Raw genomic sequence first — 14,510 nt, forward strand, 5'->3', positions numbered from 1 at the left:
GCGAGGTCGCACCGATGATGAACCTTGCCGAATATCGCAACCGTAGCAGCCGGCTCGCCGACTTCCTACCCTGGGTGGCATTGGTCGGCGCCGGCGTCGTCCTCAACAAGGATGGCAGCTTCCAGCGGACCGCGCGCTTTCGCGGCCCCGATCTCGACAGCGCCGTTCCGGCCGAACTGATTGCCGTCGCCGGCCGGCTCAACAATGCCTTCCGCCGTCTCGGCTCCGGCTGGGCGATCTTCGTCGAAGCGCAGCGCCATGCCTCGACCCGCTATCCCGACAGCAGCTTTCCGGATGCGGCCTCCACGCTAGTCGATGCGGAGCGAAAGGCGGGCTTCGAGGAGGCCGGCGCGCATTTCGAGTCCAGCTACTTCCTGACGCTCACCTATCTTGCGCCCGCCGAAGACACCGCCCGCGCGGAAAGCTGGCTCTACGAAGGCCGCGAGAAGAAGGGCCTCGACCCCAACGCGGCGCTGACCGGGTTCACTGACCGCAGCGACCGCGTCTTGCGCCTTGTCGAAGCCTTCATGCCGGAGTGCCGCTGGCTCGATGACGCCGAGACGCTGACCTATCTGCATGGCTGCGTCTCGACCAATCGCCACCGTGTCCGCGTTCCCGAAACGCCGATGTATCTCGACGCCATGCTGGCCGACCAGCCGCTGACCGGCGGGCTCGAGCCGCGGCTTGGCGCGTCGCATCTGCGCATTCTCACGGTCACGGGATTCCCGACCGCAACCACGCCGGGTCTGCTCGACGAACTGAACCGGCTGGCGTTTCCGTATCGCTGGTCGACACGCGCGATCCTGCTCGACAAGACCGATGCCACCAGGCTGCTGACGAAGATCCGGCGTCAATGGTTCGCCAAGCGCAAGTCAGTGGCGGCGATCCTCAAGGAGGTGATGACCAACGAGGCGTCCGTCCTCGTGGACACCGACGCCGCAAACAAGGCCGCCGATGCCGACATGGCGCTGCAGGAACTCGGCGCCGACTATGCCGGCATGGCCTATGTCACCGCGACGGTGACGGTGTGGGACGATGATCCCAACATCGCCGACGAAAAACTGCGCCTGGTCGAAAAGGTCATCCAGGGCCGCGACTTTACGGCGATTATTGAAACCATCAACGCCGTCGACGCGTGGCTCGGCAGCCTGCCGGGTCATGTTTATGCCAACGTCCGTCAACCTCCCATCTCCACGCTCAATCTCGCCCACATCATTCCGCTTTCCGCGGTGTGGGCGGGGTCGGAACGGGACGAGCATTTTGCAGCGCCCCCTCTGCTCTTCGGCAAGACCGAAGGCTCGACCCCGTTCCGGCTTTCGCTTCACGTCGGTGACGTCGGCCACACGCTGATCGTCGGCCCGACCGGCGCGGGCAAGTCCGTGCTCTTGGCACTGATGGCGCTGCAGTTCCGCCGCTATCCAGGGTCACAGGTTTTCGCCTTTGATTTCGGCGGCTCGATCCGCGCGGCGGCACTCGCCATGGGCGGCGACTGGCATGATCTCGGCGGCGATCTCAGCGATGGGGCGATCGACAGTGTCAGCCTTCAGCCGTTCGCCCGCATTCACGATGTCCCCGAGCGCGCCTGGGCCGCCGACTGGATCGTTGCGATCCTGACGCGCGAGAATGTGACGATCACCCCTGAGGTCAAGGAGCATATCTGGACGGCGTTGAGTTCGCTGGCGTCCGCGCCTGTCGCGGAGCGCACCATCACCGGTCTGGTCGTGCTGCTGCAATCAAATGACCTCAAGCAGGCATTGCGCCCCTATTGCGTCGGGGGTCCCCATGGCCGGTTGCTCGATGCCGAGCGCGAGCATCTCGGATCGGCGTCGGTCCAGGCATTCGAAACCGAAGGACTGATCGGAACGGGCGCTGCGCCCGCGGTGCTATCCTATCTCTTCCATCGCATCGAGGACCGGCTCGATGGCTCGCCAACGCTTCTCATCATCGACGAAGGCTGGCTTGCGCTGGACGATGAGGGTTTTGCTGGCCAGCTCCGCGAATGGCTGAAGACGCTGCGCAAGAAGAACGCCAGCGTGATCTTCGCCACGCAGTCGCTCAGCGACATCGATGGTTCGGCAATCGCGCCCGCGATCATCGAGAGCTGCCAGACCCGGCTTCTGCTGCCGAACGAGCGCGCCATCGAGCCGCAGATCACGGCGATCTATCGCCGCTTCGGCCTCAACGACCGGCAGATCGAGATCATCGCGCGGGCGATGCCGAAGCGCGACTATTACTGCCAGTCCCGTCGCGGCAACCGGCTGTTCGAGCTGGGACTGTCGGATGTGGCGCTCGCGCTTTGCGCCGTATCCGCGAAGACCGACCAGGCCGCGATCTCCCGCATCGTCGCTGAGCACGGCCGCGACGGGTTCCTCGCTGCCTGGCTTAGCCACCGTGGCGTCGGCTGGGCCGCTGAACTGGTTCCCGCCCTAACCAGCCCCGCCCTCACCAACAAGGAGAAGTCCCCATGAAACTGCACCGCTCCCTTGGCATGCGGCTCGCTGCCGCCCTGCTTGTCGCTCCCGCCGCGCTCTCGCCCATGCTGGCAACGCCCGCACAGGCCTTGATCGTTTTCGATCCCTCGAACTATTCGCAAAACGTCCTGACGGCAGCGCGCTCGCTCGAGCAGATCACCAACCAGATCACCTCGCTTCAGAACCAGGCGCAGATGCTCATCAACCAGGCCCGCAATCTCGCAAGCTTGCCGTTCTCCTCGCTGCAACAGCTCCAGCAGTCAGTGCAGCGTACGCAGCAATTGCTCGGTCAAGCGCAGAACGTAGCCTACGACGTGCAGCAGATCGATCAGGCCTTCCAGCAGAAATATGGCAACGTCTCGCTGTCGGCTTCGGATCAGCAACTCGTCGCCGACGCGCGCTCGCGCTGGGGCAACACGGTTGGTGGCCTTCAGGATGCCATGCGTGTGCAGGCGGGAGTCGTCGGCAACATCGACACCAATCGAACGCAGATGTCGGCGCTGGTCGGCCAAAGCCAGGGTGCGACCGGAGCGCTTCAGGCAACACAGGCCGGCAACCAGCTCCTCGCGCTTCAGGCGCAGCAGCTCGCCGATCTCACCGCTGTCGTCGCCGCGAACGGTCGGGCGCAAGCGTTGCAATCGGCCGAACAGGCCACCGCTGCCGACCAGGGCCGAGAGCAGCGCCGGCGCTTCCTGACGCAGGGCTCGGGCTACCAGCCCGGCAGTGCGCAGATGTTCTATGGCAAGAACTGAGGTCGGCGCGATGGAAGGCAAGCTCCTCGCTCGCATCGGCGCGGTCATCTTCATCGCGGTCGCTTTGACAGTGACCGCAATCGAGATGAGCAGCGAGGACGACGAGCCTGACGCCCTTGCGACGGGGGACCGTTCCGTCGCGCCACAACACCCACTCGCGGCCGAATTGCGCCGCTGTTCCGGGATCGGCGAGGCCGGTCCTCGCGATCCCGGCTGTCTGAAAGCGTGGGCAGCCAGCCGGCGCCGGTTTCTCGGTCAACGTGACTCGGCAACCGCGCCTGCTCCGCTAGCGCCGACAACGCTGTTTCCGAATGTGCCGCCGTCAGCCGACCGGAAAGAAGGGAAGCGGGCGGATGTGACCGCTCCCGCGATGCAGGTCGAGCCGCCCCGGCCGGAGGCTCGCTGACATGGGCGGCATGGGCGTCATCGACCATTTCCTCGAAGTCTTCACGCGCTACATCGACAGCGGCTTCGGCCTGCTCGGCGGCGAGGTCGGGTTCATCGCGACGACCCTGATCGTCATCGACGTGACGTTGGCTGCGCTCTTCTGGTCCTGGGGTGCGGACGACGACATCATGGCGCGCCTCGTCAAGAAGACTCTGTTCGTCGGCGTCTTCGCCTATCTCATCTCCAACTGGAACAATCTCGCCCGCATCGTCTTTGAAAGCTTCGCCGGGCTTGGCCTGAAGGCCTCGGGTACGGGTTTTACCGTCAACGATCTCATGCGCCCGGGCAAGGTGGCGCAGACCGGGCTCGATGCCGGCCGGCCGTTGCTGGACTCGATCTCGAACCTGATGGGCTATTGGTCCTTCTTCGAGAACTTCATCCAGATCGCCTGCATGTTCTTCGCCTGGGCGCTGGTGCTGCTGGCCTTCTTCATCCTGGCAATCCAGCTTTTCGTCACGCTGATCGAATTCAAGCTGACCACGCTCGCCGGTTTCGTGCTCATTCCCTTCGGTCTGTTCGGCAAATCCGCCTTCATGGCCGAGCGGGTGCTTGGCAACGTCATCTCGTCCGGCATCAAGGTGCTGGTGCTCGCCGTCATCATCGGCATCGGCTCAACGCTCTTTTCCGAGTTCACCGCGGGGTTCAGCGGCAACACGCCGTCGATCGACGATGCCATGGCGATCGTGCTGGCCGCGTTGTCGCTGCTCGGCCTTGGCATCTTTGGACCGGGCATTGCCAACGGTCTCGTCTCCGGCGGCCCGCAACTCGGTGCGGGCGCGGCTGTCGGGACCGGGCTCGCCGCCGGCGGCATGGCAGCAGTGGGCGCCGCCGCCGCCGGTTCCGTCGTGTCCGGCGGCGCGGCTGTCAGCGGCGGTGCTGCAGCGGCGGCCCGTGGCGGTGCCGCCATGGCGGGCAGGGCGTCCACAGCCTACGGCCTCAGCGCGGCCGGAGAGTCTGGCTTTTCTGGCGTCGCATCCGGGCTCGGCGGTGTCATCAGAGCCGGCGCCCAAGGTGCCATCTCACCGCTCAAGCGTGCGGCCAATAATGCGGCAGGCAGCATGAAGCACAGCTACCAGTCGGGCGCTCGCGCTGCCTTCGAGACGACGGGCGGGTCATCCACGGCTGGCACAATCGGCGCGAACGCGCCCGAAGCCGGCTCCGCACCCGTCGCGTCCTCCGCAACCGAAAGTCAGCCAGCCTGGGCGAAGCGCATGAAGCGCTCGCAACAGATGACCCATGGCGTCCAGGCCGCCGCCCACGCCGTTCGCAGTGGCGACAGCCATGGCGGCGGCTCCTCGATCAACCTCTCTGAAAGTGACTGAGCATGTTCAAACGACCGTCCACGCACTACGGCAAGTCCCCACAACCCGAGACCCCCTACCAACGCGCTGCTCAGCTCTGGGACGAGCGCATCGGTTCGGCTCGCGTGCAGGCGCGCAACTGGCGCACCATGGCCTTCGGTTGCCTGGCGCTCGCCGCGGGGTTCTCGGCCGCGCTCATCTGGCAATCCGCCAAAGGCTCGATCGTGCCTTGGGTGGTGCAGGTCGATCGTCTCGGCCAGGCGCAGGCTGTGGGACCTGCGGTCGGCGACTATCAGCCGAACGATCCGCAGATTGCCTTCTACCTGGCGCACTTCATCGAACAGGTGAGGTCGATCCCCGCCGATCCGGTCATCGTGCGGCAGAACTGGCTGCGCGCCTACGACTTCGCGACGCAGGGCGGGGCGCTGGCTCTCAACGACTATGCGCGCGCCAATGACCCGTTCACCAAGGTCGGCAAGCAGCAGGTCGCCGTCGATGTGTCGTCGGTCATCCGCGCATCGCCGGTGAGCTTCCGAATCGCCTGGGTCGAACGCCGCTATCAGGACGGCTCACTGGCTTCCACGGAGCGCTGGTCCGCCATCCTCACCATTGTCGTCCAGCCCCCGCGCGACGCTGATGCGCTGAGGAAGAACCCGCTTGGAATCTACATCAACGCCATCAACTGGTCGAAGGAGCTTGGACAATGATGCCCGTACTCTGCAAAGCCGCCCCCTGGGGGCGTCCGGTTTTCCTCATCCACGCAATGCCGGCCTTCCGCAAAATGGCCCTTCCAGCGCTTTTGCTTTGCACTTCGGCGCTTGCGGGCTGCGCCACCAGGCAGAAGCCGCCGGAGATTTCCTATGACGATCCGGTCCCGGCCGTGCATGCCGTCGATCCGCCACCGCCCGTCAAGGTGGTGGAGCTGTCGAAGCCGCTGCCGCTTCCAGGCCAGTTGAAGCCGGTCGGCAAGGCCGCAAAGCCCGACCCGGAACCGACCGATCCGACCGCGCGCGTGAACTTGGCCAATGCGGCCGCGCGCGTCCAGCCTGTCCGCAACGGCTTCATCAACTCGATGCAGGTCTATCCATTCGTCGATGGCGCGCTCTATCAGGTCTATGCCTCGCCGGGGCAGATCACCGACATCGCGCTCCAGCCCGGCGAGCAGCTCGTCGGTTCCGGTCCCGTCGCCGCCGGCGACACCGTGCGCTGGATCATCGGCGATACCGAGAGCGGTACGGGCGGCGCCAAGCAGGTCCACATCCTCGTCAAGCCGACGCGCGCCGACCTTCTCACCAATCTCGTCATCAACACCGATCGGCGGACCTATCACATGGAACTGCGCTCGACGCCGTCGACCTATATGGCATCGGTTTCCTGGCAATATCCGCAGGACCAACTCATCGCTTTGCGGCGTCAGAACCAAGAGGCTGAAGCTGTGCAGCCGGTCTCGACGGGCATCGATCTTTCTCGCGTCAATTTCCGATACCAGGTGACAGGCGATCGCGCACCATGGCGGCCGTTGCGCGCCTTCGACGATGGCAAGCAGGTGTTCATCGAGTTCCCGCGCGGCATCGGCCAGGGTGAGATGCCGCCACTGTTCGTGGTCGGGCCGGAAGGTGACACGTCCGAGCTGGTCAACTATCGCGTGCGCGGCAACTACATGATCGTCGACCGGCTGTTTGCCGCCGCCGAGTTGCGCTTTGGCGCCGGCAAGAACCAGCAGCGCATCCGCATCTCCCGCACCGATGGGGTGAAGAGCAGTCGATTTTCATGGATGCGTGGCCCTGGTGAGACCCCGCAAGCGACGTCCCTCCGAACAAACAGGGGAGGGTCGTCATCATGAGCGACAGATTGGATCCCGGGAAGGAAGAGGGCCGGGGGCCGGCGGATGACGCCCGGCCGGAGGCGTCGGTCGAGGATGACGCCCGGCCCCTGACAGGCGAGCCGGCCGCGGCCATGCGGCTGCGCGCCGAGCAACCGCGGGTGACGCGTCTGTCCCGCAAGGCGCTGGCCGCGTTGGGGCTCACCGCAAGCCTCGCTGTCGGCGGTGCGCTGATCTACGCGCTGCAGAACCGTCAACAAGGCCAGGGTCAGGAGCTGTACTCAACCGACAATCGCTCGACGCCCGATGGGCTCGCCGGCCTGCCAAAGGACTATGCAGGCGTCCCAAAGCTTGGCCCACCGCTTCCCGGCGATCTCGGCCGCCCGATCCTCGCCGCGCAGAATGGCGGCCCCGCGCTATCAACAGGTCCCGTTGGACTGGACCAGGAGGAGCAGCGCCGGGAGCAGGAACTGGAAGCGGCGAGGACGGCGCGCTTGTTCGCGTCCACGCAAACGCGGCCTGCAAGTGACACGACCGTCGCTCAAGTCACGACAGAAACCGTGCCACGGCCTGATCTCTCCAGCCTTGGGTTCGCGCCGCAGCCGGCCACGCCCTCGGCGCAGGACCGGCAGCGCGCGTTCCTTGATCAGCCGGCGGACAAGCGAACCGTCTCGCCTGATCGCGTCGCGGCGCCGGCGTCGAAAAACGTCCTGCAGGCGGGCGCTGTCATCGCGGCCGCCCTCATCACCGGCATTCGCTCCGACCTGCCGGGTCAGATTACCGCGCAGGTGACGGAGAATGTCTATGACAGCCCCACCGGACAAGTCCGTCTCATTCCGCAGGGGACGCGCCTCATCGGCCAGTATGACAATGGTGTCGGCTTCGGCCAGCGTCGCGTGTTGCTGGTCTGGACCAGACTGATTTTTCCGAACGGCCGCTCCATCATTCTGGAACGTCAGCCTGGCGCGGACGCGGAAGGCTATGCTGGGCTCGAGGACGGCGTTGACTATCACTGGGGCGAGCTCTTCAAGGCTGCAGCGCTCTCCACGGTTCTGAGCATCGGTGCGCAGGCAGGCTCATCGGGCCAGGAGAGCGACATCATGCGCGCTCTTCGTCAGGGTGCTTCCGACAGCATCAGCCAGACAGGCCAGCAGATCGTGCAGCGGCAGCTCAATATAGCGCCGACACTCACCATCCGACCGGGATACCCGGTGCGCGTCATCGTCACGCGCGATCTCGTGCTTGAACCTTATGGAGGCTGAAATGGCCAAGCTGAAACTGGGGCCAATCGCTGACGACAAACCTGTCAAGGTCATGGTGGAGCTTCCCGCGGCATTGCACCGTGACCTGACCGCTTATGCCGAGATCCTCGGCCGCGAAGCGGGGCACCGGCCCGCCGATGCGCCGCGCCTCATCGTTGCGATGTTGGAGCGGTTCATTGCGACGGATCGGGGCTTTGCCAGGGCAAAGCGTTCGGAAAGTGCTGGCTAAGGGCCTGGGGACCGGAGTCGAACCGGGTCAGTCGCGCCTCCCATTCATGGCGTGACTTCAGAAATCGCGCCGCGGCGAGCTCCTCCATTGACAGGTCCCGGGTCGTGCTGCTGTCGCCATGTTTCTTGCGGTCCCAACCAGCCGCAAGAGCGCGCGCTTTGGGTTCGATTCAAGCCACACTGCCTTGATCCAACTGATGCTGCTCTGCCCACGGATCGGTTTCCACACTGTGGCGTCGATGGCGACTGTCCTGGCAAAACCCTCGCCCGCCAGAGTGACGCCTTGACCGAGTTGCACCTTGAGGATGACCGTTGCTTCGCTGGCGCGACATATCTGGATAGCGGGGCCACCATTCGCAGCGATATGCTCCAGCAATTGCGGATCCCGGGAGGATTCGCCTGAAACCAGCAGACACGTATCTGCAAGATCTGCCCATCTGACCGCAGGCTTTTCTGCAAGCGGATGGTAGCAGGGCAGGAGAACGAACAAGCGCTCGTGCGCAAATATCTCGCTACGGCACGGGGCGGCGTTCTCAAGCCCGTGCGTGAAGACGATGTCGAGGCGCCGGCGGCGTATAGCCGCCAGGCACTGTTCGAGTGGAACGTCTTCGATCTCGACGCACACGTCTGGATGTAAACGGCCAAAACGATCGATGAGACGTGTCACGAACGTGCGCCCCATCTGGGCGCATAATCCTATCCTGAGCGTTTTGACATCCTGTTGACCGCGACTACCTCCAGCCAGTGCATCCTGCAAGCCTTCATAATGGGCCCGGACAAGATCGACCCAGGCCCGGCCTGCCTCGGTCAGCCGAACGCCATGGACGTCGCGGTCAAACAACTGCATGTCGAGCAACTGCTCGAGAGCTACGATGTTGCGGCTGACACAGGATTCCCTCACTCTGAGAACTCTTGCAGCCTGCCTGAGGCTGCCATGGTCGACAGCTGCGAAGACATGGTCCAAACGGCGGAGCGTGTTGTCGACCTGTCCCAAGGCGCAGGAGCCTATTCCTGCGCGGCAGGGACGCTAACGGGCAGGGGCGGACACAAGCTCGTTTCGTAGACGTACTCGTGCGGAATGGCCGGAGTGGCCATCTGGGAGAGGTACCGGTTTAGGTTTTCCTCGCTATTGCTCGCCGCCAGGCTACAGAAATTTCCGCTGTTCCACGTCAGTGAGCAGTAGCTGAAATGCTGGCGTATGGCGTCGGCCATCTGTGCCAAAGTCACCTCATTGCCGAACATCGTATCCAGAACGAGGGTTTGCTTCTTCTCGATTTCATCTGGGGGAAAATAGCGCGCCTTGAACCCAAAATCCTTCTGGTATTCGCGACGCCTGTAGTCCGGCTCCTCGGTTGCCCGGAACTTTTCGACGAAGACGAAGATTCCGTCCTGCTTGAGGTGCTGGGTCACGAATTCGATCTGGCTTGCTCTGTTGGGCGAGTACATCTGAAAGGTCGTATCTTCGAGAATGATGTCGAACCCGTGGGCAAAATTTGCCAGTCGCGGATCTGAACGCAGGACGTCCTTTGTCAAATGATGAAAGGGGCCGACGAAGAAGTCAGCGTGCGGCGGTTCGCCATAAGCCATGAAGCAATTGTAATTCTCCGCGTTCGGGCTGCACGACAGTGTGCGTATCTGTCCCTCCGACAGTTCGGACAGTGTCCTCGCCATCGTGCCTTCCGCTGTTCCAAGGCTGTATAGCGAATGCGGACCACCACGATCCCGTGCGTATTTCAGCATTGCGTAGGCCGTCCGGCACTCCTCCTCCAATCTGTAGGGAATGCTGCCGTGATAATGCTGGTCAAAAAAGCCTTGTCGTGCCGCATGCAGGCTGACCAGGCCGCGCAGCAGTTCATCGCTCGGCAGAAGCCGGGCGTCGGCGACGGGCTTGCGGATTGGCATCCCGCTCTTGCCAGCGGCGGTCGCCGCGAAAAAGCCTGCCAGTCCGTTGATCCGTGGGCCGTGGTCGCACTCAGCCAGAAAGTCGTCGAGTCCACGCATCGCAGTATGCCTCCAACACCGTTCCATTGGTGAGATGCCGATACGTCGATGGGGGAAATTCCACCAAGATAAGTGGGGTCTAATATTTCACCGGGCTCAAGTATTGGCTGAGCCAACTGGTAGGCCTGCCGGATACAGGCGGCTTTCACTCGTTTGCCATTTTTTCGCTAAAGTCACATCTTCTACCAATCCAGAGTTATTTGTGTGTTGTTCAGCAACCCATGGTTCGCCACATCATGCGACGACTGGCCGCTCGCCAGTAAGGAGGCTGCGGATACGTGAATACTCTTGCCCTCGACCCGACCGAGAACCGCCGGTCACGCCACCAATCGCTTGCCCACAAGTATGAGAATTGGGGCAGCGTACGGGCGGACGTGGTCAAAAGAACCGGGCTTGAGCGCCAGGAAACAAGAATCCTGCAGCCAAACCATTTGTTCCTGATGAACCTGAAGGGCACGGCGTGCCGCGGAGAAGACATCGTGGATGGGCGCCGGATTGCCTTTTTGCCGCGCCGGGCCGGTTCGATAATCTTCATGCCCGCCGGCAGTGATTGGAATGGGTGGGACGAGGGGGACGCGACCGCTTCCTACCTCCTAGTCTCGATTGCAAAAGAGTTCGCCGACGATGTGTTTGCGGGAACGGCTCGCCATCGCCCGGCAGTGCTGCCGCCGTCGATCGGGTTTCGGGACGGCACTGTAGAGTTGGCGTTGCAGAGGATTGCCTTGGAGCTCAAGCAGCCTGACCCCATCAGCGCAACGATGGTGGAGTGCCACGCCACGCAATTGCTCGGCCAAATGTTGAGGTTGAACGGCTTCCATCAGGAGCCGGCAAAAGGCGGTTTGTCATCGTTCGATCTCAAGCGGGCGGTGGACATGATCGAGACGTTGTCGGACGGCAGACCTACGCTCGCCGATCTGGCGAAAGAGATTGGGGTTAGCCGGTTCCATTTCTGGAGGGCCTTCAAGCAGTCGACAGGCATGACGCCGCACGCATTCATTGCGCAGCGACGGCTGGAGCAGGCCGCGGACATGCTGCGATCGACCAGTCTGTCGGCGACGGAAATCGCGATGGAATGTGGTTTCGGCAGCTCGAGCCATTTCACGACCGCCTTTAAGCGGGCATTCGGCGCGGTCCCGACGGAGTTTCGTCGTAACTGCAGAATCTAGCCCGCCGCTTGTCGGTTCTCAGCAAGTATCGGAAAACCCCAACATCACAGTAAAGCAGGCTTGGCGGAAGACGGTATCCATCGGCGGTCAGCCGGATACGCCGCTCATGTCAAACCTGGTTCGAGTTCATCATGCCAAAGGACGGGCCGGCCGGTCCAGTCCCTGCCTCGGATTCCTGGCCAGCACGCTATCGGCGGCCGTTGCCCGAAACGGCTACTACATCGCATCCGCCTGGATTCTCGTCGAGCGAGGGTACGGAACCGCCGGCGTGGCGACGTTCCTTGCGATCGTCAGCGTTGTCGAATTCATCGCGAGCCCTCTGGCCGGTGTAGCGGCGGATCGATTTGACAGGCGATGCTTGAACGTTGCGGCAGACCTCAGCCGCTTCGTCGTTATGCTGGCTACCGCTTGCGCGCTTCTCGACATGGACGTGTTTGTGATTATCTGTCTGTCAGCGGCCTTCTTTTCGTTTTGCGACCGTGTCGCGCTTACAAGCTCTCAATCAATGATCCCCGTGATAGCTGACGGCCGCGATCTTGTAGCCTCGAATTCCGCCGTCTTCTTCGTCATGCAGGTCGGCAATCTCGGCGCAGCTTTGCTTGCAGGGCCTTTGCTGCATGATCGCTCCCCAGTCCTGCCATTCACCGTTATTGCTGCCTTCTTTTTGTTTTCATCGGGCTGCCTAGCCTTGATGCGGCTGCAACCGGTTTCGCGTGATGTCCGCTTCGCCAAAATCTCGGCAGCACAATTAGATCCAAGCCTGCGTCGTCTCATCGGCGTCTACGCGCTTCTCTACACAAGCGCGGTGCTTGTCAGCGTCATGGGATCTAGCTTCGTCTTCCAGGAGCAGAAGGGTACTGCCGCGGATTTCGGCTACCTTGAGGCTGCATGGTCGGCGGGCTCACTGATCGGTGCGGTCTCTCTATTCCGGATTGAAAGAGCGATGAGTACCCACGTGCGGCATCTCATGCTTTTGGGCTTAACGGCGCTGGTACTCATGGCGCTGGCATCTCTGCCCACGCCCTGGACAGTGATCCTTTTTGTCGCGCTCGGATTTCTATACAATCTTGGACGCGTCAGCGTTGAAGTCACATTGCAGTCGCATGTATCCATTTATCTTTTGGGCCGGGCCAAAGGCATTATGCATAGTGTGGCCGTGGTGCTCGGGTTACTCATCTTCGGCATTGCCGCCGCTGTCGGAGATCGAGCATTTCCTTCGACGATTTTCTTGAGCTTTGGCGTGGCGCTCCTCGTCAGTATTTTGTGTTTGAGCGTGGGTGTAATTCAGACACGAGAAAAAGGTGAAACGTGAGGTGGAAGAGCTAACAGCAGGCGTAGATGCGAAACAGGCAGTCCTGGGGTCGCTGACGGCACTCTACCCCTGGATGAGCCCATACCATTCCCGGCCGATCCGTGATTATGCGTTTCGCCTGTTTACGGCGCCGGCTTCGGTTCCCATGCCAGAAATCCGGCTCCGAGCCTTCACCAAACTACTCGACATCATCAGGAAGGCAGCGACACGAAACGGGTTGTCTGCCGATACCGCCTTGGAAATCTGCAGGGATTTCCAAAGGCGCCGCGTGTTGCAGACAGGCCCTCATTTGTTTCTCCTCCTGGAGCCGGAAGCCTATTATACGCATATCTTCAGCCTCCTTGGTCTCTCGGCGCATGGCTGTTCGACCTACGTTTCCTACGCCGTTTCGACGGTGAATCTCGTCGAAAAGCCACGCAAGGGACCAGGCTGGATCACCGTTGACGGCAAGCCGGTCAACGTCTTTGGCCTGAGCCGAAGCCGGATGATCGGATACAGCCTGCTAGCCGGGCCGGGACCTTACAGGTTCGAGTTGTTACCGACGGAGCCAAGCACTGGCGGAGACGCGCTCACGCTGCTTCGTAGCCTTCTGCCGAAGACGCAATTCGAGCGGCCCGCGCACGCCATCAAGGCAGCCAATCTCATCCTTTGGCCAAAAATGTTCGGAGGCCGCTTCGCCTTCCTGCAGATCGACGACGAGGATGTTGCCGACCTGGTGGCCAACCATCTGTCGGAGGAAAATTCCTGGCTACGCATGAGACTGCTGGAAGACCCGAAGTTCGCTTCCAACATCCTTGCCGGCCTCGACGGACTCGCGTCTGGCCCGTGGAGTGGCTGGCTCGCTCGGGGTACTGATTTCTTCTGGTTCTATGAAAATGGCAAACGCCGTCCGCTGCGTCTGATCGCCGGCGAACTCATCGATCCTGCGACCGGTATGAAGGTGGCGTGCTTCACAGCCCCCGACATTCTCGAGCGGCTGGCAAACCGCAGCCTTGTCCCGAATCTCCTGCTGATGTTTCTGGTTTTGTCGATCCTGCCCGGCGTGCGCGCGCTTGGAGGCAGCTATCAGCCGATCTACTACCCCCTGATGCGCTATGTCGTCTGCCGGGCGCTCAAGGCCGCAGGTGTGGATGAAGATCTTCGGCAGGCTCTCGCAAACGAGGACATACCGGGTGCCTGGGGACATCGGGTAATTGAGTGTGACGATGATCCGCTCGAACTATTCCTAAATGGCAGGAACCGTGGGTTGATTGGTCTTATCGACCGCCTGGGCGACATTTCCTTCGCCGAGGCATGTGGAACCATGAGAGGCTTCGTGACTGATCCGTCGTGGCATGAACTTCACAGCCGGTTGCGGAACGGGCTGATTGCGCCGACCGATGAGGAATGGGCTTTTTCCTGAAATGTCCTATGCACTTCCTATTTGTACGCCGGTTACGAATGGCAGCTTTGCGCCCCATGTCGGTCATTGAGCAAGCCATAGTTGCATCCGAAAGCGGACACTTCCGCCAACGGCCACCTTTGCGCTTACCGGCTATCCCAACGGAGCAACAGGCGGTTACGCTCGACGCCGCTCGGCGCCTCGGTAATCGACGCTCTTCAAAATTCAGCCTGGATTGGTGCCGTACTGACGAAGCCAGTAGCACTAACGCCTTCCCGCCCTGGGCCGCGTTCGCTATGTCTGGCCGCGCCGTCCGCCTTGGATCCACCTGATGTGCCCAGGACAGCTTGTATGACCACAAGCTAAT

Annotated in this window: 13 protein-coding genes; 11 read left to right on the forward strand and 2 right to left on the reverse strand. The window is 62.3% G+C overall.

Going from position 1 to position 14,510, the window contains the following annotated elements:
* Window positions 1–14 precede the first annotated feature (14 nt).
* Genes trbE through NKI96_RS01125 form a run of 8 tightly spaced genes read left to right on the forward strand, consistent with a single transcriptional unit; the run spans window position 15 to window position 8,284 of the window.
* Window positions 15–2,468 (forward strand): conjugal transfer protein TrbE, encoded by a 2,454-nt coding sequence (gene trbE, locus NKI96_RS01090; RefSeq protein WP_352580031.1) that lies wholly within the window; start codon window positions 15–17, stop codon window positions 2,466–2,468.
* A complete protein-coding gene (trbJ, locus tag NKI96_RS01095; RefSeq protein ID WP_023715510.1) occupies window positions 2,465–3,223 on the forward strand; it encodes a P-type conjugative transfer protein TrbJ in 759 nt (252 codons plus the stop codon). The genes trbE and trbJ overlap by 4 nt, the downstream gene beginning before the upstream one ends.
* Window positions 3,224–3,233: 10 nt before the next feature.
* The gene (trbK-alt, locus tag NKI96_RS01100; RefSeq protein ID WP_023694931.1) at window positions 3,234–3,629 is read left to right on the forward strand and encodes a putative entry exclusion protein TrbK-alt; all 396 of its coding nucleotides are present in this window, start codon (window positions 3,234–3,236) and stop codon (window positions 3,627–3,629) included.
* A 1-nt stretch (window position 3,630) separates the two neighbouring features.
* Window positions 3,631–4,992: a P-type conjugative transfer protein TrbL gene (trbL, locus tag NKI96_RS01105; RefSeq protein ID WP_352504299.1), complete on the forward strand. Its 1,362-nt coding sequence runs from the start codon at window positions 3,631–3,633 to the stop codon at window positions 4,990–4,992.
* A gap of 2 nt (window positions 4,993–4,994) precedes the next feature.
* Entirely contained in the window at window positions 4,995–5,678 is a 684-nt protein-coding gene (gene trbF, locus NKI96_RS01110; RefSeq protein WP_023697518.1) for a conjugal transfer protein TrbF, read from the forward strand.
* Entirely contained in the window at window positions 5,675–6,814 is a 1,140-nt protein-coding gene (gene trbG / locus NKI96_RS01115) for a P-type conjugative transfer protein TrbG (protein WP_245260697.1), read from the forward strand. Before trbF ends, trbG begins: the two co-directional genes overlap by 4 nt.
* Window positions 6,811–8,055, forward strand: coding sequence for a TraB/TrbI/VirB10 family type IV secretion system protein (locus NKI96_RS01120; protein WP_023694970.1), 1,245 nt, complete (start codon window positions 6,811–6,813; stop codon window positions 8,053–8,055). Before trbG ends, NKI96_RS01120 begins: the two co-directional genes overlap by 4 nt.
* A 1-nt stretch (window position 8,056) precedes the next feature.
* Window positions 8,057–8,284 carry a DUF2274 domain-containing protein gene (locus NKI96_RS01125; RefSeq protein WP_023716200.1) on the forward strand — a complete coding sequence of 76 codons (228 nt, stop codon included), beginning with the start codon at window positions 8,057–8,059 and terminating at the stop codon, window positions 8,282–8,284.
* 57 nt (window positions 8,285–8,341) lie between these two features.
* Here NKI96_RS01125 and NKI96_RS01130 read toward each other — a convergent pair whose 3' ends face one another.
* On the reverse strand, window positions 8,342–9,277 hold the full coding sequence (locus tag NKI96_RS01130) for a LysR family transcriptional regulator (protein ID WP_031198902.1): 936 nt from the start codon (window positions 9,275–9,277) through the stop codon (window positions 8,342–8,344).
* Window positions 9,278–9,288: 11 nt separating this feature from the next.
* Window positions 9,289–10,284, reverse strand: coding sequence for a class I SAM-dependent methyltransferase (locus tag NKI96_RS01135; protein ID WP_023694972.1), 996 nt, complete (start codon window positions 10,282–10,284; stop codon window positions 9,289–9,291).
* A 278-nt stretch (window positions 10,285–10,562) separates the two neighbouring features.
* Between NKI96_RS01135 and NKI96_RS01140 the strand changes: the two genes are divergently transcribed.
* From NKI96_RS01140 to NKI96_RS01150, 3 genes are all read left to right on the forward strand, one after another.
* Entirely contained in the window at window positions 10,563–11,450 is an 888-nt protein-coding gene (locus NKI96_RS01140; RefSeq protein ID WP_023808432.1) for a helix-turn-helix transcriptional regulator, read from the forward strand.
* Window positions 11,451–11,556: 106 nt separating this feature from the next.
* Window positions 11,557–12,762 (forward strand): MFS transporter, encoded by a 1,206-nt coding sequence (locus tag NKI96_RS01145; protein WP_023822898.1) that lies wholly within the window; start codon window positions 11,557–11,559, stop codon window positions 12,760–12,762.
* A complete protein-coding gene (locus tag NKI96_RS01150; protein WP_155921727.1) occupies window positions 12,752–14,164 on the forward strand; it encodes a hypothetical protein in 1,413 nt (470 codons plus the stop codon). Before NKI96_RS01145 ends, NKI96_RS01150 begins: the two co-directional genes overlap by 11 nt.
* Window positions 14,165–14,510 lie beyond the last annotated feature (346 nt).

The organism is Mesorhizobium sp. M0292, from assembly GCF_040321695.1.
GTDB lineage: Bacteria > Pseudomonadota > Alphaproteobacteria > Rhizobiales > Rhizobiaceae > Mesorhizobium.